The organism is Streptomyces sp. NPDC087906, from assembly GCF_055584925.1.
Window position 1 is genome coordinate 270,842 of the sequence record NZ_JBVJLC010000001.1, and the last position, 16,578, is coordinate 287,419.

General features: G+C 71.3%; 15 protein-coding genes. 8 read left to right on the top strand and 7 right to left on the bottom strand.

Features of this window, described 5'->3' with window-relative positions:
- The first annotated feature begins 9 nt into the window (after positions 1–9).
- From ACZ63I_RS01185 to ACZ63I_RS01210, 6 genes are all read left to right on the top strand, one after another.
- Positions 10–810, top strand: a complete 801-nt coding sequence (locus ACZ63I_RS01185) for an inositol monophosphatase family protein (RefSeq protein WP_469334162.1) — start codon at positions 10–12, stop codon at positions 808–810.
- A 91-nt stretch (positions 811–901) separates the two neighbouring features.
- Positions 902–1,753: an ABC transporter ATP-binding protein gene (locus tag ACZ63I_RS01190; RefSeq protein ID WP_469334163.1), complete on the top strand. Its 852-nt coding sequence runs from the start codon at positions 902–904 to the stop codon at positions 1,751–1,753.
- Positions 1,750–2,634, top strand: coding sequence for an ABC transporter permease (locus ACZ63I_RS01195; RefSeq protein WP_469334164.1), 885 nt, complete (start codon positions 1,750–1,752; stop codon positions 2,632–2,634). The genes ACZ63I_RS01190 and ACZ63I_RS01195 overlap by 4 nt, the downstream gene beginning before the upstream one ends.
- A complete protein-coding gene (locus ACZ63I_RS01200) occupies positions 2,592–3,929 on the top strand; it encodes a sensor histidine kinase (protein ID WP_469334166.1) in 1,338 nt (445 codons plus the stop codon). Before ACZ63I_RS01195 ends, ACZ63I_RS01200 begins: the two co-directional genes overlap by 43 nt.
- Positions 3,926–4,591, top strand: coding sequence for a response regulator (locus ACZ63I_RS01205; RefSeq protein ID WP_469334167.1), 666 nt, complete (start codon positions 3,926–3,928; stop codon positions 4,589–4,591). Before ACZ63I_RS01200 ends, ACZ63I_RS01205 begins: the two co-directional genes overlap by 4 nt.
- Positions 4,592–4,645: 54 nt before the next feature.
- Positions 4,646–5,164, top strand: coding sequence for a metallophosphoesterase family protein (locus tag ACZ63I_RS01210; protein WP_469334169.1), 519 nt, complete (start codon positions 4,646–4,648; stop codon positions 5,162–5,164).
- A 10-nt stretch (positions 5,165–5,174) separates the two neighbouring features.
- Here the strand turns inward: ACZ63I_RS01210 and ACZ63I_RS01215 are convergent, their stop codons facing one another.
- The 3 genes from ACZ63I_RS01215 to ACZ63I_RS01225 all read right to left on the bottom strand — a co-directional run bounded on the left by ACZ63I_RS01215 (position 5,175) and on the right by ACZ63I_RS01225 (position 7,594).
- Positions 5,175–5,615: a TIGR03668 family PPOX class F420-dependent oxidoreductase gene (locus ACZ63I_RS01215; RefSeq protein ID WP_469334171.1), complete on the bottom strand. Its 441-nt coding sequence runs from the start codon at positions 5,613–5,615 to the stop codon at positions 5,175–5,177.
- A gap of 7 nt (positions 5,616–5,622) precedes the next feature.
- Entirely contained in the window at positions 5,623–6,450 is an 828-nt protein-coding gene (locus ACZ63I_RS01220; RefSeq protein WP_469334173.1) for an LLM class F420-dependent oxidoreductase, read from the bottom strand.
- 124 nt (positions 6,451–6,574) lie between these two features.
- A complete protein-coding gene (locus tag ACZ63I_RS01225; protein WP_469334174.1) occupies positions 6,575–7,594 on the bottom strand; it encodes a trypsin-like serine peptidase in 1,020 nt (339 codons plus the stop codon).
- Positions 7,595–8,022: 428 nt separating this feature from the next.
- On the opposite strand from ACZ63I_RS01225, the gene ACZ63I_RS01230 reads away from it, so the two are divergent.
- A complete protein-coding gene (locus ACZ63I_RS01230; RefSeq protein WP_469335513.1) occupies positions 8,023–8,490 on the top strand; it encodes a hypothetical protein in 468 nt (155 codons plus the stop codon).
- 53 nt (positions 8,491–8,543) lie between these two features.
- The gene (locus ACZ63I_RS01235) at positions 8,544–9,008 is read left to right on the top strand and encodes an SRPBCC family protein (RefSeq protein ID WP_469334176.1); all 465 of its coding nucleotides are present in this window, start codon (positions 8,544–8,546) and stop codon (positions 9,006–9,008) included.
- Between the two features lie 5 nt (positions 9,009–9,013).
- Here ACZ63I_RS01235 and nadE read toward each other — a convergent pair whose 3' ends face one another.
- The 4 genes from nadE to ACZ63I_RS01255 all read right to left on the bottom strand — a co-directional run bounded on the left by nadE (position 9,014) and on the right by ACZ63I_RS01255 (position 16,198).
- Positions 9,014–9,883 (bottom strand): ammonia-dependent NAD(+) synthetase, encoded by an 870-nt coding sequence (gene nadE / locus ACZ63I_RS01240; RefSeq protein WP_469334177.1) that lies wholly within the window; start codon positions 9,881–9,883, stop codon positions 9,014–9,016.
- Positions 9,884–10,031: 148 nt separating this feature from the next.
- Positions 10,032–11,072, bottom strand: a complete 1,041-nt coding sequence (locus ACZ63I_RS01245; RefSeq protein WP_469334179.1) for a chitinase — start codon at positions 11,070–11,072, stop codon at positions 10,032–10,034.
- A gap of 132 nt (positions 11,073–11,204) precedes the next feature.
- Entirely contained in the window at positions 11,205–12,479 is a 1,275-nt protein-coding gene (locus tag ACZ63I_RS01250) for an FAD-dependent monooxygenase (protein WP_469334181.1), read from the bottom strand.
- A gap of 137 nt (positions 12,480–12,616) precedes the next feature.
- The gene (locus ACZ63I_RS01255; RefSeq protein ID WP_469334183.1) at positions 12,617–16,198 is read right to left on the bottom strand and encodes a choice-of-anchor D domain-containing protein; all 3,582 of its coding nucleotides are present in this window, start codon (positions 16,196–16,198) and stop codon (positions 12,617–12,619) included.
- Positions 16,199–16,578: the final 380 nt, after the last annotated feature.

The following is a 16,578-nucleotide window of genomic DNA, read 5'->3' on the forward strand; positions in this document are numbered from 1 at the left end:
CCTGCGGCCATGGTTTCTGATGCCCAACTGGCCTTCGCCGCCGCCCAGGCAGGCGCCTGCGTCGTCCGCGATCTGTACGGGACGCCGTTGGAGCGGTTCGACAAGTCCGGCGGTGACTTCGCCACGGCCGCCGACCTCGCCGCGGAGCAGGCGATCCTCGACGTCCTGCGAGCCGCCCGGCCCGACGACGCCGTCACCGGCGAGGAGAGCGGCGACACCGGCGCGGCCGGTGCGCGGCGCAGGTGGCTCGTCGATCCCCTGTGCGGCACGCTCAACTACGCCGCCCGCACCATGCTCGTCGGCGTGAACGTCGCCCTGCGCGTGGGGTCCGACGTCACGGCTGCCGCGACCGCCGACCCCTTCAGCGGCGAGGTGTTCTGGACCGACGGCGTACGCGCCCGGGTGGGAAAGGACGGTGCGGACGCGGAGTTGGTGCCTGCCTTCGGGGCCGGGCTCGTCGACGTCAACCTCGATCCGCCCTTCCCCAACGCGCCGGACTTCCGCGCGGCCCGGCTTCTGACCGCTCCCGAGTTCGCGGGGCAGCTCCGGCCGCGCGTCGTCTCCACCACGCTGGCGGTGGCCTGGGTCGCCGCCGGGCGGCGGGCCGCGTACGTCACCGACGGACTGCTGCGCGACAGCGTGCACTTCGCCGCCGGGATCGCCCTGTGCCGGGCCGCCGGCTGTGTGGTGACCGGTATCTACGGCGAGCCGGTGCACACCGGCGCCGGCGGGCTGATCGTGGCCGCCGACCGGTCGACGCACGACATCCTGCTGAAGGCCGTCAGGGACCAGGTGCCCGCCGACCGGTGACCGACCTCCGACCGGCTGTCCTCCGATCGGAGGACAGCCGGCCGTCCTGTCGGCCGTCCCGGCGCCGCCGCCGCCCGGGGAATCTGGAGGCATGACAGAACAAGCGGTACACGTCAGGGGGTTGAGCAAGTCGTACGGGGACTTCGTCGCCGTCGACGGGCTCGACCTGACCATCGCCCGGGGCGAGGTCTTCGGCATCCTCGGGCCCAACGGCGCCGGTAAGAGCACCACGGTCGAGATCCTTGAGGGGCACCGCGACCGGGACGCCGGCGAGGTGCTCGTCCTGGGCGAGGACCCCGGGCGCGCGGGGCGGCGGTGGCGGTCGCGGATCGGGATCGTCTGGCAGAACGAGGTCACGCCGGGCGAGCTGACCGTCGCCGAGACCGTACGGCACTTCGCCCGGTACTTCCCCGACCCGCGCGACCCCGACGAGGTGATCGAGCTGGTCGGTCTCGCCGACAAGGCGGGGTCCCGGCTCGACGGGCTGTCCGGCGGGCAGCGGCGGCGCGTCGATGTCGCCCTCGGCGTCATCGGCGACCCCGAGCTGATTTTCCTCGACGAGCCCACCACCGGCTTCGACCCCGCCGCCAGGCGGCAGTTCTGGGAGCTGATCCGGCTGCTCGCCGACGGCGGTACGACGGTGCTGCTCACCTCGCACTACCTGGACGAGGTCGAGGCGCTGGCCGACCGGCTCGCCGTCGTGGTCAGGGGCCGGGTCGTCGCCGTCGGTGAGCCCGCCACCCTCGGTGGACGCGCCCAGGCCAGGGCGACCGTCTCGTGGACCGGGCCCGAGGGGCGCCAGGAACGGCAGACGGACGCACCGACCGCCGTGGTGGGCGAGCTGACCGCGCGGTTCGGCGGCGAGATCCCCGAGCTGTCCGTCCGGCGCCCGTCCCTGGAGGACATCTATCTCGGCATGATCAAGCAGGAGGCAGCGGCATGACCGGCGGCACCGAACTCACGGCCGTACCGTCCCCCGACACCCGCCGTCCGTCTCCCCGTGCGTCCGGCCCCGGAGCCCGCGCCCTGCCCGGTGCGTTCCGGCTCGGGCTGCTGCGCGGCGGGATCGAGATCCGGCAGTTCTTCCGGGCCCGCGAGGCCGTCGTCTTCACCTTCGCGCTGCCCGCCGTGCTGATGTGCCTGTTCGCCTCGATCTTCCAGGACCAGGTCGAGGGCACGGACATCACCGTCTCGCAGTTGTACGTGTCGGCGATGCTCGGCGCGGGCCTGATGGCCACGAGCTTCCAGTCGCTGGGCATCGGCATCGCCTCCGAGCGCGACGAGGGCGTGCTGCGCAGGCTGCGCGGTATGCCGATGCCGCGCAGCGCGTACTTCCTCGGCAAGTTCTGGCTGGTGCTGGTCAGCGGGATCGCCGAGACCGTCCTGCTGCTGGCCGTCGGGGTCACCCTGTTCGATCTTGAGCTGCCGACCGATCCCCTGAAGTGGCTGACCTTCGGCTGGGTGTTCCTGCTGGGTCTCGCCGCGTGTTCGCTGCTCGGGATCGCGGTGAGCAGCGTGCCGCGCGGTGCCAAGAGCGCGAGCGCCGTGATCACCCTGCCGTTCCTGGTGCTGCAGTTCGTCTCCGGTGTCTACATCACCATCGACAGCATGTCAGGACCGCTGCTGAAGGTGGGCGCCCTCTTCCCGCTCAAGTGGATGTGCCAGGGTTTCCGTGGTGTGTTCCTGCCGGACCAGGCGAAGGTGCTGGAGCAGGCGGGGGCGTGGGAGTACGGCCGGATCGCCCTGGTCCTGGGCGCGTGGTGCATCGGAGGGCTGCTGCTGTGTCTGAAGACCTTCCGCTGGAAGAGCCGGCGGGACGGATGACGGCGCCGGGCGGGGCCGAGGGCCGGGCCGGCCATGTGTGGCAGCGGGACGCCCGCAAGTGGAACGTGTACTTCGTCGTCGTCCTGGTCCTCACCGAAGCCTCCGTCGCGCTGTCCGGCGGGTTCAGTACGGCGGCGCGGCTCACCTCCGCCGTACTGGTCCTGCTCCTGCTGCCGCTCTATCTGCTCACGGGGCGCAGGGAGTTGTTCCGCGACGGTACGGAGAACTCGCCGCGCAGCGCGGTCTACTTCGTCCTCGCCGCCGTGCTGCTCGTCCCCGCGGCGGTGCTCTGCCCGAACGCGTCCAACGTGCTCTTCGCCATCGGGCCGCAGCTCTGCATGCTGCTGAGCAGGCGGCGGGCGATGGTGGCGATAGCGGGGAGCGGACTCATTCCGCTTCTCGGCGGTCTGGTGAGCGGCAACGACTCCGACGGGTTCCGGCAGACCGTGGTCTTCGCCGTGCTGATCACCGCGTTCTCCGCCGTCATCGGCGGCTGGGTGCAGCGCATCGTCGACCAGAGCATGGAACGGGCCGCGCTCATCGCCAAGTTGGACGCCAGCCATGAGGAGATCGCCCGGCTGTCCGCCGCGCACGGCGCGCTCAGGGAGCGGGAGCGGCTCGCCAGGGAGATCCACGACACGCTGGCGCAGGGCTTCACCAGCCTGGTCATGCTCAGCGAGGCGGTGGAGTCCGAGTTCGACCGGGACCCGGACCAGGCCCGCCGCCATATCGGTCTGATCAAGCGGACCGCCCGGGAGAATCTCACCGAGTCCCGCGCCCTGGTGGCCGCGCTCACCCCGGCCCAGCTCGACTCCGGGTCGCTGGAGGACGCCGTACGGCGGCTGGTGGCGCGGCTCGCCGAGGAGCTGGGCATCGAGGGGTCCGTCGAGGTCGGTGCCGGGAACGGGGTCGACGGCGCGGTCGCCGTCGACCGGAGGCGGCTGCCGCCCGCCGCCGAGGTCGTCGCGCTGCGCGCCTGCCAGGAGGCGCTGGCCAACATCCGCAAGCACGCGCACGCGGGACGGGTCGCGGTGACGATGACGTACTCCCCCCAGGCCCTGGAGCTGACGGTCGCCGACGACGGGCGCGGCTTCGATCCCGAGGTGGCCGCCAGGAGCGGCGGTTACGGTCTGGCCGGCATGCGCGCACGCGCCGCCGAGATCGGCGGAACGGCCGTCGTGTGCGGTACGCCGGGCGAGGGCACCGCGCTGACCGTACGGCTGCCGCTGGCACCGGAGGCGGCGGGCGCCGATGACGGCACGACCCCCATGACCCGGTTGGAGGCCACCGCATGAGCCAGGCCATGGATGCCACGGGCCGCCCCACGATCCGGATTCTGCTCGTCGACGACCACCCGGTGGTACGGGAGGGGCTGAGCGGGATGCTCGACGCCGAGCCCGGCCTGGAGGTGGTCGGCCAGGCGTCGTCGGGCCCCGAGGGGCTCGCACTGAGCGGCCGGCTGGCGCCGGACATCGTCCTGATGGACCTGCGGATGCCCGGCGGTGACGGCGTCGAGGCCACGGAGAAGATCCTCGCCGCCCACCCGGCCGTCCGGGTCGTCGTGCTGACCACGTACGAGACGGACCGTGACATCCTGCGCGCCGTCGAGGCGGGCGCGGCCGGCTATCTGCTGAAGGACGCCTCACGCGGCGAACTCGCCGACGCCGTACGGGCGGCGGCCCGCGGCGAGACGGTGCTCGCACCGTCCGTCGCCAAGACGCTGCTGTCCCGGCTGCGCGGCGGCGCGCCCGAACGGCCGCAGCTCTCGGAGCGCGAGCTGGAGGTGCTGCGGCTGGTCGCGCGGGGCCATACGAACGCGGCGATCGGCCGGCGGCTGTTCATCAGCGGTACGACGGTGAAGACGCACCTGGAGCGGGCATTCGCCAAACTGGGCGTCTCCGACCGCACGTCGGCCGTCACGACGGCCATGCGGCACGGGCTGCTGCCGTCGGACTGACCGAGCGCGGTTCGCCTCGCTCGCCGTGTCCGCCGTACTCACTAAGGTGCGTACATGCGGCTGCTGATCATGTCCGACACCCATCTCCCCAAGCGGGCCAAGCGCCTGCCCGCCGCGTTGCTCGACGCGATTCCGCAGGCCGACGTGGTCATTCACGCGGGGGACTGGGTGGACACCGACACCCTGGACCTGCTGGAGGCGCGGTCCGCGCGGCTGATCGGGGTGTACGGGAACAACGACGGCGCCGAACTGCGCGCCCGGCTGCCCGAGGTGGCGTACGCGACGCTGAACGGGCTCCGGTTCGGGGTGGTGCATGAGACCGGCCAGGCGCAGGGGCGGGAGCGGCGCTGCGCCGAGCGGTTCCCCGATCTCGATGTGCTGGTGTTCGGGCACAGCCACATTCCGTGGGACTCGTACGCCGACGACGGGCGGCTGCGGCTGCTGAATCCCGGCTCGCCGACGGACCGGCGCCGGCAGCCGTACCGTACGTACCTCACGGCGGAGGTGGCGGCGGCGACGTCCTCGGCGGGGCCCGCGTTGAGGGACGTACGCCTGCACCGGCTGAGCGACTGAACCTTGGGAATCAGTCCGCGTCGCTCGCCGTCCAGCCGCTCCAGGCGCTGACCGCGACCTCCACCACCGGTCCGGCCGGCGGCCGATCGGCGTACTGGCGTGGGTACTTGGCCACCAGCAGGGCCACCTGCCCCGCCGAAACGGCGCTCTCGGACGCCGGTGGCAGCTCCCGGGCCAGACCGTCGGCGCGGGCCCACCACAACTGGTCCCAGTCCTCGTCGTAGCCGTCGGCGAGCAGGCACACGGCCGGATTGGCCGCGATGTTGGCGAGCCGCTTCAGCCGGGTGGTGCGCTTCGGTTTGTGGTCGACCGCCAGCACCAGCGTGTCGCCGGCCAGGGCGAAGACGACGGGCACCAGGTGCGGGCGGCCTTCGGCGTCGGCGGTGGCGAGGCGCAGGACCCGGCTCACCGCGAGCCGGTCCCTGGCCTGCGCGCTCGTCAGTGTCGGCACCCGCAGGTCACAGGGCGGTGGCGGCCGCGACCGCCGCCATCTCGTCCAACTGCGACAGCGTCTCGTCCTCGGGCCGCGGCTGGAGTTCGAACAGCAGCCGCTCCACGCCGAGTTGGCGGTAGGCGGCGATGTCCTCCGGTTCGTACGTGGTGTCGAAGACCGTCACCGGCACCTCGCGGCCCGCTGTCTCGCGCATCCGCTCGATCTGCGCGCCGAGGTCGGCGGGCGGTACGGAGTTGGCGAGCCAGGCGTCCCCGAACTCGGCGACGCGCGGGAACGCGGCGGGGCCGCCGCCGACGTAGATCGGCGGGTGCGGCTGCCGTACCGGCTTGGGCCAGGCGTACACCGGGTCGAAGTCCACGAACTCGCCGTGGAACTCGGCCTTTTCCTCCGTCCACAGTGCGCGGATGGCGGCCAGCCGCTCGTTCACCAGCCGGCCCCGGCTCGTCGGGTCCGTGCCGTGGTTCGCCATCTCCTCGCGGTTCCAGCCGACGCCGACGCCGAACACGGCGCGTCCCGCCGACACGACGTCGAGCGAGGCGACTTCCTTCGCCGTGTGGATCGGGTCCCGCTGCGCCACCAGCGCGATGCCGGTGCCCAGCAGGATCCGGTCGGTGACGCTGGCGGCCGCGGCCAGCGCGACGAAGGGGTCGAGGGTGCGGTAGTACTTCTCCGGCAGCTCGCCGCCGTTGGGGTAGGGGGTCCTGCGGCTGGCCGGGATGTGCGAGTGCTCGGCGATGAGCAGCGAGTCGAAGCCGCGTTCCTCGATCGCCCGAGCCAGGGTGGCGGGCGCGATGCCCTGATCGGTGATGAAGGTCGAGATGCCGAATTTCACTGCGCCTCCTGGGAGCGGACGGGACGGGCGGCGGTGCATCCCGACGGTACGGGTGCACCGTCCGCCCTCCCTACCCGGCGCTCCGGGCCGTATGCCCGGATTGCGCATCAGGCCCTGGGGCCTGTCAGGCCGCGCCGGCCTGCCGGTAGACGTCGAGCGCCTCGTTGCCCAGCGTCGGGTGGTACTCGTTCGCCCCGGCGCTGACGCTGATGTTGCCGATGAGGGCGCCCGCGCCGGCGGCCGTGTCGAAGTCGGCCAGGAAGCCGCCGCCGCTCGATCCGCCGCTCTGCACGCAGTCGATGCCCCACATCGTGGAGCCCGGCCGGCCGCCGTCGATGAACTCGTCGCCCTCGCAGTGGTTCAGCCGCTCGCCGCTGCCCTCGGCGGCGGAGCCGCCGTAGCCGAAGGAGTGCACATGCCGGCCGGTGGCCGAGTTGAAGGCGATGCCCTGCGCGCCGACGGTGTCGACGAGCGAGCGTCCGTTGACCTGTCCGACCCGGGCGAAGGCGAAGTCCCAGTTGGCGTTGCCGCCCGAGGAGACGTACTGGTCGAGGTGGAAGAGCTGGGTGGCGGTGAAGGTGCCGAAGGGCCGGTTGCCGTTGGCGTAGCCGGGGATGAAGACCCAGTTCCGGTAGACCTCGCCGGTGCCCGCGTCGACCACGCAGTGGCCCGCCGTCAGGACGACGGACTTGTTGTCGCTGTTGGCGACGGTGGCCGAGCAGGTGAACGTACCGCCGTCGGCGCGCTGGAAGAACACCTTGCCCGCCGTGGTGCTGATCAGTCCGCCGCCGGTCCAGGCGGTCGGCGCGGAGGCCGCGACGGACTTCGCCGACCGTACGGCAGCGTCGGCGGGCGCGGCGGCCGGCGGTACTTCGGTGAACGGCCGGGACACCGCCGCGGACGCCTGACCGGCGGACGACGGCACCGACGCGGCGGCGGGAGCGGCGGCCGGGGCGGGCATGTCCCGCGCGCCGTGCAGCCGGTCGGCGGTCCAGAACCGTACCGCCGCGCGCTGGTCGGCGGCCGATACGGAGGTGCTGTGCGAGCCGGTGGGGGCGGGCGCGGGGGCGGCTTGGGCGGTGCCGATCAGGCAGCCGGTGGCGGCGAGGGCGAGTGAGCCGAACAGGATGGCGGCGCGTCTCATGGAGGCAGCTCCTACTCTCCGGAGAGGTACGTCCTCCCCGGGTGGGGGGTGAGTACGTAAGGCCGTGCGGGCAGGTCGGGTCGACCAGTGTGGACAACGTTGTCGGCCACCACCCGCACGGTCTGTGCCGCCGTCAGAGTCCCACGCCCGTAATGGCATGTCCATGCTGCACGCGCCCACCGGCTTCGGCGTCGGTCCGGAGAGATCGGCCTGACGTGCTGTTACATCTTTCGCAGCCGACGCGTGTCGGCCGTCCGCCTGCCGGGCGTCTGCGTGCCGGGCGTCCGCGTGCCGGGCGTCCGCGCGCCGACCGTTCCCTTGCCGACCGTTCGCCCTGCTCCGCTCCGAGAGGTGGCGCCGTGCCCGCCAGTCCCCTGACCGACGACAGCTCCGCCCGCTCCGAAGAGCCGGTCCGGCGCGAGGAGCCGTTGCAGCGCCTGCTGTTCGGCGGTGTGTACGGCACGGTGCTCGCCAGCGCGCTGGCGGCGGCCCTCGGCCATGACGAGGGCCCGGCCGACCCCGGTTACGACGCCGTGTGGGTGCTGCTCGCCGCCGTCGCCTCGGCGGCGGCGCACGGCTACGCCCACGCCATCGCGCACCGCGCGCCCGCCGACCTGAAGGCCACCGCCGACACCGTACGGTCCGTGCTGACCGAGTGGCCGCTGGTGGCGGCCGTGCTGCCGACCGTGGCCGCGCTGCTCGGCGCGTTCATCGGCTGGTGGAGCGAGGACGTCGGGATCGAGGTGGCGCTGGTCATCAATGTGGTCGCGCTCTTCGGCTGGGGCTTCTGGTCGGCGCGGGTGGCCAAGCGCGGCCGGTTCGCTGCGTGCCGGGTCGGCGGGGTGGATGTGCTGCTGGGGCTGCTGATCATTCTGGCGAACGTGCTGAGCAAGTAGCGCGCGCAGGTGCGCCCCTCGCCCGGAGCGGCGGCCGTGCGAGGGTGGTGGCCATGACGAATGAGCGATTTGAGGTCCGGCGGGAGATCGCGGCGGCGCCCGCGAAGGTCTTCGACGTGCTGTGCGAACCCACCGGGCACGTCGCGATCGACAGCTCCGGAATGCTCCAGTCCGCCGAGGGCGAGCGGGTCAGGAAGGCGGGCGACGAGTTCGTCGTGCACATGGACCGCGAGTCGCTGAACGACCTCCCGATGGGCAAGTACGACGTCACGGTGATCATCACCCGCTTCGCGCAGGACGCGGAGATCGAGTGGACCATCTCCGGCACGATCCAGCCGCCGATCCGCCATCTCTACGGCTACCGGCTCGAACCCAGCGCCACCGGGACGCTCGTGACGTCGTACTACGACTGGAGCCAGATCGCCGAGCGCTACCGCGAGGCGGGCATCTTCCCCGTCATCCCCGAGTCAGGGCTGCGCGCCACGCTCGGCATCCTCGCCCGTACGGTCGAGGGCTGAGGCGGTCACACGCCCGCATCCGCCTGGTCAGGGGCGATCGGCAACTGGCGCTTGTGCTCGGTGAGGCGGTAGCGGCGCACGATCGACTCGTAGGCCGCCTCGCTGACCTCCTTGCCCTCCAGGAAGTCGTCGATCTGCTCGTACGTGACACCGAGCGCGTCCTCGTCGGCCTTGCCGGGGGTGAGGGTCTCCAGGTCGGCCGTGGGGATCTTGTGCACCAGCTCGTCGGGGGCGCCGAGCCGCGCTGCCAGCGCCCGTACCCGGCGCTTGGTCAGGCCCGTGAGCGGTACGACATCGGCGGCGCCGTCGCCGAACTTGGTGAAGAAGCCCGAGACGGCCTCGGCCGCGTGGTCGGTGCCCACGACCAGCCCGTCGTGCGCGCCCGCCACGGCGTACTGCGCGACCATGCGCTGGCGCGCCTTGATGTTGCCCTGCACGAAGTCCTGGTGGTCCGCGTCGCGGAAGGCCACGTCGGCGGCGAGGCAGGCGTCGAGCGCCGCGTCGCTCGCGGGCCGTACGTCCACGGTCAGCAGCCGGTCGGGGCGGATGAACCGTACGGCGAGCTGCGCGTCGTGCTCGTCGGCCTGGACTCCGTACGGCAGCCGCATGGCGAAGAACGTGGCGTCGTGGCCAGCCGCCCGCGCCCGCTCCACGGCGAGCTGGCAGAGCCTGCCGGTCGTCGTCGAGTCCACGCCGCCGCTGATCCCCAGGACCAGGGCGCGCAGCCCTGTCGAGGTCAGCCGCTCGGTGAGGAAGGCCACCCGGCGCTCGATCTCCCGATCCGCTTCGAAGGTCTCGGACACCTGGAGATCGCGGGCGATCTCCTTCTGCACGGGGGTGGGGTTCCGCACGGGGGTGGGAGCCGGCTCGTTCACAGTGCTTCCTCCTGGTAGGGCTGGGTGCCAGGGGGAGGCGGACCGCGCCGCTCCCGGCCCCACCGACCCTATGCGCCGGGCGCGGGCGGGTGGAGGGGGCCGGGAGTGGCGCCGGTCTCCTATCGGTCAGGCGCTGATCAGCGGTGGGTCAGGAGCCGAAGATGTCGGTGAAGGCCAGTGGGTTCTGCGCGACACCGCTGCAGGTGGGCGACGCGGCGGCGCCGACCGATCCGGCCCCGCAGGACTGGTCGCGGTTGACCGACCAGTACGACAGCCGTCCCACGCCGTTGGCCGACGCCCAGTCCTTGACCGTGGACGCGTTGTCCGTCGTGAAGACCGAACCGTCGTCGTTGACCCCGATCATCGGCGTGATCCCGAGATTGCCGTAACCGTAGCCCGGGTCGACGGACTTGAGCTGGGCGAGGGTGCTGGTCGCCGCGCTGATCGCGGCCTGGCCCATGTCCTGGGAGCCCTGGTAGTAGTCCATCGTCATGATGTTCACGACGTCGATCGTGACGCCCGCGTCCTTGGCGGCCTTGATGACGGTGACGCCGTCGGCGGTCAGTCCGTCCGGCAGTACGGGCAGGGTGACCGAGAACGTGAGACCGGGGTTGGCCGCCTTGAGGTTCTTCATCGCCGTCATGTTGCGGGCGGCGGCGGCCGTGTCGGCGATGGCCCCGCCCTCGATGTCGAAGTCCAGGGAGCTGGGGTGGTACGAGTCGATGATCTTCTGGTAGCCCGCTTCGATCGCGCTCTGGTCCGTACAGCTCCAGGCGAGCGGCAGCCCTGCGGCGCCGCCCGAGGAGACGATGACGGAGGCGCCCTCGGACTGGGCCTTCTCGATGAGCGGGTCGGTGAAGGAGTCGTCGCCGACGGGGAGCGTGTCTCCCCAGATCTGGTTGCAGCCCGAGCCGATGACGAATCCGGCGGTGAAGGTCTTCACCCCGTGCTCGGTTATCGCGGTGTCCAGCAGCCCTTCCTGCGAGTTGGACATGTCGGTGTACGGGGCGAAGCTCGCCGCCGCGTCCGGCCCTGCGGAGGCGGCGGCGGGGGCGGCGGCGGGGGCCGCCGAAGCGGCTCCGGTGGCGGCGCCGGCGAGGGCGAGTACGGCCGCGGCTGCGGCCAGGCGCGCGGCGGTGCGGGACGTGGCGATCGTCCGGCGTGACGTGGTGGGGGTACGTCGACGCATGATCTTGTCCTCTCGATGACAGTGGGGGGACGCCATCAAGGCAGACGCCTTGACGGCGCGCCCCCGAGATTGGACTAGACCAGGACCGGAGTCAAGACCCTTGGCACTGCCACGGAGTTCGGCCGGCTCGGCTCAGTCGGCGCGCGACACCTCGGCGGTCTCGGTCGCCATCGGCTGCCGGCTCGCGGGGATCGCGCGCCGGGCGTGCACGGTCCGCGCCAGCCGCGGGCCGAGCCAGCGCTTGAGTCGGCGCAGCGGACCCAACTGACCTGCCAGTCTGTCGAGTCGGTAGTACAGCCGGGGCGGTACGTGCGGCAGCAGCGGGGAGTGCCGCTGGCCGAGCAGCGCGAACATCTGCCGGGGCGGCAGGGTGAGATAGCGGGGCAGGTTCTCGTACCACTGGGCGCTGTAGCGGGCCGCGCTCTGTACGGACAGCAGGGCGGCCCGGCGCTCCCGCTCGTACCGGGCGAGGGCGGGGGCCAGTTCGGCCTCGCCATGCGGTCCGTCACCACGCAGCGCGTCCGCCAGGGCGATGGCGTCCTCCAGCGCGAGGGTGGTTCCGGCGCCGATCGAGTAGTGGGTGGTGTGCGCGGCGTCGCCGAGCAGGACGAGCCGGCCGTGCGACCACGCCCGGTTGGTGAGCGTGCGGAACGTGAGCCACTGCGCCGTACCGTCGGTGTGCTCCCGGCCGATCAGCCGGTGGCCTTCGAGGGGGCCGGCGAACAACTCCTCCAGTACGGCGAGACCTTCGGCCTCGGTCGCCCGGTCGAGCCCGAGGCCCGTCCAGGTCGCGGGGGAGCACTCGACGATGAAGGTGCTCCGGTCGGCGTCGAACCCGTAGCCGTAGCACCAGATCCAGCCGTGCGGCGTCTCGACGAAGGCGAAGGTGAAGGAGTCGAAGACCTTGGTTGTGCCGAGCCAGGTGTAGACGTTGCGGCCCGGCGACGCGGCGGGGCCGAAGTGTGCGGCGTGCTGCTCGCGCAGTGCGCTGTTGACGCCGTCGCCCGCGACCACCAGATCGGCGTCGGGCACCTGCGCCAGGTCGGTGATCTCGCTCTCGAACTCGACCCGTACGCCGAGGTCCCTGGCCCGTTCGGCGAGGATGTCGAGCAGGGTGCGGCGGCTGATGCCGAAGCCCTCGTCGCCGTGGTGGACGGTCCTGACGCCGCCGACATGCGCGACGCCGTCGCTCCAGCGGACCGAGTGCTCGCTGATGGTGCGCGCCGACTCCGGGTCGTGGACGTGCAGTTTCTCGATGAGCCCCGCCCAGTAGGTGACGCCCCAGCCGTAGGTGGAGCCGGCCGGGTTCCGTTCGTGGACGGTGATGTCGTGGGACGGGTCCTGCCGCTTCATCAGGATCGAGAAGTACAGGCCGGCGGGCCCGCCGCCGACGCAGACGACCTTCATACACTCTCCCGCTCGTCACGCAAGGTAATCAATTGGCGACGAAGGGTAGCAGTAGGGCGCGTGCGTTCGGCGGCGGGTGTCAAGCGCGTCGGATCAGAGCCGGATCAGAGCCGGATCAGGACCCGGCCCGGGTCCGGTCAGGTGTTCCAAACCTGGAACTCCGAAAGCTGTCCCGCCGGCCATTCGGTGTTGGCCGTGACCGTTACCCGGAAGTAGCGCTGGGTGGTGGCGGGGAAGGTGATGGTCACCTTGTTGTCGGTGGTCGGGTTGAAGGAGTAGGTGGCCGAGGCCTTGATGGTGGTGAAGGTGGTGCCGTCGGTGCTGCCCGACAGGGTCAGCGTCTGGTTGCGGGCTCCCCAGGCGGCGGGGAGTTCGAGTACGACGCGGCTCGCGCTCTGTGCGGAGCCGAGATTCACCTGCGCCCACTGCGGGAAGGCGTTGTTGGCGCTCTCCCAGTAGGTGCTCTGGTTGTTGTCCGTCACGTTCGACGACGGGTAGACGTCGCTGTGGCTGGACTCGGTGGTGGCCTTGCCCGCGGCCAGGTTGGTGCTGACCGTGCCGGTGCCGGTGCCGGTCAGCGCCACGGTGGTGGGGCTGTTCGACGCGTTGCCGGTGATGGTGAGGCTGCCGGTGCGGGTGCCCGCCGCTGCCGGGGTGAACTTGACGGCGACGGTGCAGGTGCCGCCGGCGGCGATGGACGACCCGCAGGTGTTGGTCTGCGTGAAGTCACCCGACGCGGCGACGGAGGAGACGGCCGCCGCCGCCGTGCCGGTGTTGCTGACGGTGACCGTCTGCGCCGCGCTGGTGGTGCCGGGTGCCTGGCTCGCGAAGGTGAGCGAGGAGGGACTCGTCGTCAGCGTCGCCGGTGCGGACGTACCGCCGCTGCCGCTGGGGAACACCTCGATGTCGGACAACTGGGCCGCCGCCCAGCCGGTGTTGGCGCTGATGTTCACCCGCAGATAGCGGGCGGTGGTGGCGCTGAACGGGAGGGTGACCGTGTTGTTGTTGGCGCTCGGGTCGAAGAGGCGCCCGGCGGATGCCACGATCGTGGAGAAGGACGAGCCGTCCGTCGAGCCCTGCACCGACAGGGTCTCGGTACGGGCGGACCAGGCGGCGGCGGGCGGCAGTTTGAGGACGACCTTGCCGACGCTGTAGTTCTTGCCGAGGTCGACCTGGGCCCACTGCGGGAGCGAACCGCCGCTCTCCCAGTACGTCGAGGCGTCCGGGTCGGTGAGGTTCGCCGGCACGTACGGGCTGCTGCTGGAACTGGCCGAAGCGGGCTGCCCCGCCGCGATGTTGGTGGAGCTGTCGATGCCGCTGCCGCTCAGTCCGACGGTGGTCGGGCTGTTGTTGGCGTTGCTGGTGACGGTCAGGGTGCCCGAACGCGCGCCGCCCGCCGTCGGCTTGAACCCGACGGTCACGGCGCAGGAAGCGCCGACCGCCACGGTGGAGCAGTTGTTGGTCTGGCTGAAGTCACCGGTGACGGCGACGTTCGAGACGGTCGCCGATGTGGTGCCGGAGTTGGTGACCGTCACCGTCTGCGCCGTGGCCGACGAGCCGACCACCGTCGCGGCGAACGAGAGCCCGCCCGGGGTGGCGCCCAGCACCGGGCCCGGCGCCGTGCCGGTGCCGGACAGGGTGACCGTGTTGTTGTTCCCGCCGGCGTTGACCGTCAGGGTGCCGCTGCGGGTGCCGGTCGCCGTCGGGGCGAACTTCACACTGACGGCACACGAGCCGTGCGCGGCGATGGACGAGCCGCAGGTGTTGGTCTGCGTGAAGTCGCCCGAAGCGGCGACCGACGAGACACTGGCGGCCGAGCTGGTCGGGTTGGAGACCGTCACCGTCTGCGCCGTGCTGGTCGAACCGGTCGCGACCGAACCGAAGTTCAGCGCGCTCGGGGTGGCCGTCACGCCTTCGGCCGGGTACGGCGGGAAGACCGGCGCGGGCCACGGGCCGCAGATCGGCGTCCCGCTGATGCCGGAGTTGCCGCCGCCGTCGGTCACCACGAAGTTGCCGCCCTCGCAGCTATACACCGGGGAGGGCGCGCCGACCCCGGTCGCTGTGACGTTGGTGAACTTGGCGGCGCCGCCGGTCTGTTCCTGCAGGGCGAAGGTGCCGGTGCCCGCGATGGTCACGTTGTTGAGGTTGACCCCGCTGATCGTGCCCTCGACCCACTGGACCGCCTCGTACGGGCTCTGCTCGATCAGCGCGTTGGTCACGTTGATCGGCCCGGTGATGGCGCCCTGGCTGCCGTCGAACCACAGGGCGCCGACGCCGAACTGCCAGTTCGGGTCGAGCCCGCCGTCGCGGATCAGGGTGTTGTTGGCGATGGTGGTGGTCCCGACGGGCGTCGAGGTGAACCGCTGCCCGACATGGATGCCGCCGCCCTGGGCGAGTCCGGTGTCCTGGACGAGATTGCCGCTGACGGTGTTGTCGTGACCGCCGTAGATCGCGATGCCGTTGGCGAGGATCTGCGTCTCCACCGTGTTGTCGGAGATCGTGATGTTGGCGTCGGCGCCGAGGGCGGAGTCCGCCCAGGTCGCGATGCCGTCGTCACCGGTGTTGCGCAACTCGCTGTTGGTGACGGCCGAGTTGGTGACGCCGCCGTGGAAGTTGATGCCGTCGGCCGTGGTGTCGCGGATCCGCATGCCGCTGAAGGTCAGCCCCGTCATGGGCCCGTCCATCCAGGCGCCGACCTTCAGGTGGTCGATCCACAGGCTCGACACGGTGGAGCTGCTCATCGCCCCGCCGATGCCGTTGACCTGGGCGCTGTCGTTCCGCTCCTGGACATCGCCGAAGATCGCGAAGTCCTTGAGGTGGACGTTGGTGCTCGGGTTGGGCGCCGAGTTGCCGTAGAAGCCGGGCGCCGCGCCGGTGACGGTCGAGTACCACATACCGGCGCCCGCGACCGTCACGTTGTTGACGCTGATATGGCCGGGGATCTTGTACGTGCCCGGCGGTATCCATACGGTGCCGCCCGACCCGGCGGCGCTGATGGCGGCGTTGAAGGCGCTCGTCGAGTCGGCGACGCCGCTCGCGTCGGCGCCCTTGCTGGTCACCGAGACCGAGCCCGAGGGCTGCGGAAGGGCCGCGCCGACCTGCTCGAAGTCGGCGAAGTCGATCGTGTACGAGGACGCGGTGTCGCCCGCGTCGACCTGCAACGTGAAGGTGGTGCCCGCCGGGTACGACGTCGGGAGCAGCCGGTGCGCCTCGTCGTAGAAGTGGTGCGGGTTGCTGCCGGGGGAGTTGGTGAACGGGTAACTGCCGTAGTACCAGCTATACGCGTTCGTCAGGCTGAAGTCCGGCTGCTTGGTGCCGTTGATGTACAGCGACAGGGGTGCGCTGTACACCGAACCGCCCGAGGTGTCCGGGATGCTGTAGCGGAAGTCGATGGAGTTGGTGGCGACGGGGGTGGTGAACGTGACGTACTTCCCGGTGCCCTGGAGGGTCACCGCCTTGCGGTACGACGCTTCGTCGGCCAGTTGTCCTGCCGCGTAACTCGGTCCGATCGCGGTGCCGTTGGTGGCGGAGTTCTCCGCCTGCACCTCGGCGTACGGCAGGCTCGCCCCGCCACCGCCGGTCGCCGCGGCTGTCGCCGCCGCGAACGCCGGCTGGACCGCCAGGGCGATGAGGCCGACCGCGGCCACCATCGCCGACGTGACGACCAGGACGAGGACACGTCGTAGCTCTCGGAGTGGTTCTGGGATGGAACGGAACACCTTCTGCTCCTTTCGGCACGGAATGCCGGACTACGCCGTGTTTGACACAGGTAGGGGCTGGCGGCGCAGGGTGGACCGTAATCTCAGCGACATAGGAGCGCAATAACTTGATACATCCTTGTCGAATCTATACTTTTCCTTGCAAGATCCAATGCGTGACAGGGCGTCAGTGATCCAGGGCGCGCGGAGGGCGGGGCGGGATGCGGTGGGCTGCTCGGACCAGGAGGATCTTCGCCTCGACCGGTCGGGGGGCATGTGAAGCAGAGGGTCGTGTGAACACGACGCGGCACGGCCTCCGAAAGGAAGCCGAAATGCCTTGGCGCCGGGCGCTGTTGCCCACCCCCGTGGGGCAGCAGACGCCCAGCGTCCACAGGTGCCGA

Bases quoted from the DNA above. Each gene is read 5' to 3' on its own strand.
- ACZ63I_RS01185 (WP_469334162.1), top strand. From the start codon at position 10: ATGGTTTCTGATGCCCAACTGGCCTTCGCCGCCGCCCAGGCAGGCGCC.
- ACZ63I_RS01190 (WP_469334163.1), top strand. From the start codon at position 902: ATGACAGAACAAGCGGTACACGTCAGGGGGTTGAGCAAGTCGTACGGG.
- ACZ63I_RS01195 (WP_469334164.1), top strand. From the start codon at position 1,750: ATGACCGGCGGCACCGAACTCACGGCCGTACCGTCCCCCGACACCCGC.
- ACZ63I_RS01205 (WP_469334167.1), top strand. From the start codon at position 3,926: ATGAGCCAGGCCATGGATGCCACGGGCCGCCCCACGATCCGGATTCTG.
- ACZ63I_RS01210 (WP_469334169.1), top strand. From the start codon at position 4,646: ATGCGGCTGCTGATCATGTCCGACACCCATCTCCCCAAGCGGGCCAAG.
- ACZ63I_RS01225 (WP_469334174.1), bottom strand. From the start codon at position 7,594: ATGAGACGCGCCGCCATCCTGTTCGGCTCACTCGCCCTCGCCGCCACC.
- ACZ63I_RS01235 (WP_469334176.1), top strand. From the start codon at position 8,544: ATGACGAATGAGCGATTTGAGGTCCGGCGGGAGATCGCGGCGGCGCCC.
- ACZ63I_RS01245 (WP_469334179.1), bottom strand. From the start codon at position 11,072: ATGCGTCGACGTACCCCCACCACGTCACGCCGGACGATCGCCACGTCC.
- ACZ63I_RS01250 (WP_469334181.1), bottom strand. From the start codon at position 12,479: ATGAAGGTCGTCTGCGTCGGCGGCGGGCCCGCCGGCCTGTACTTCTCG.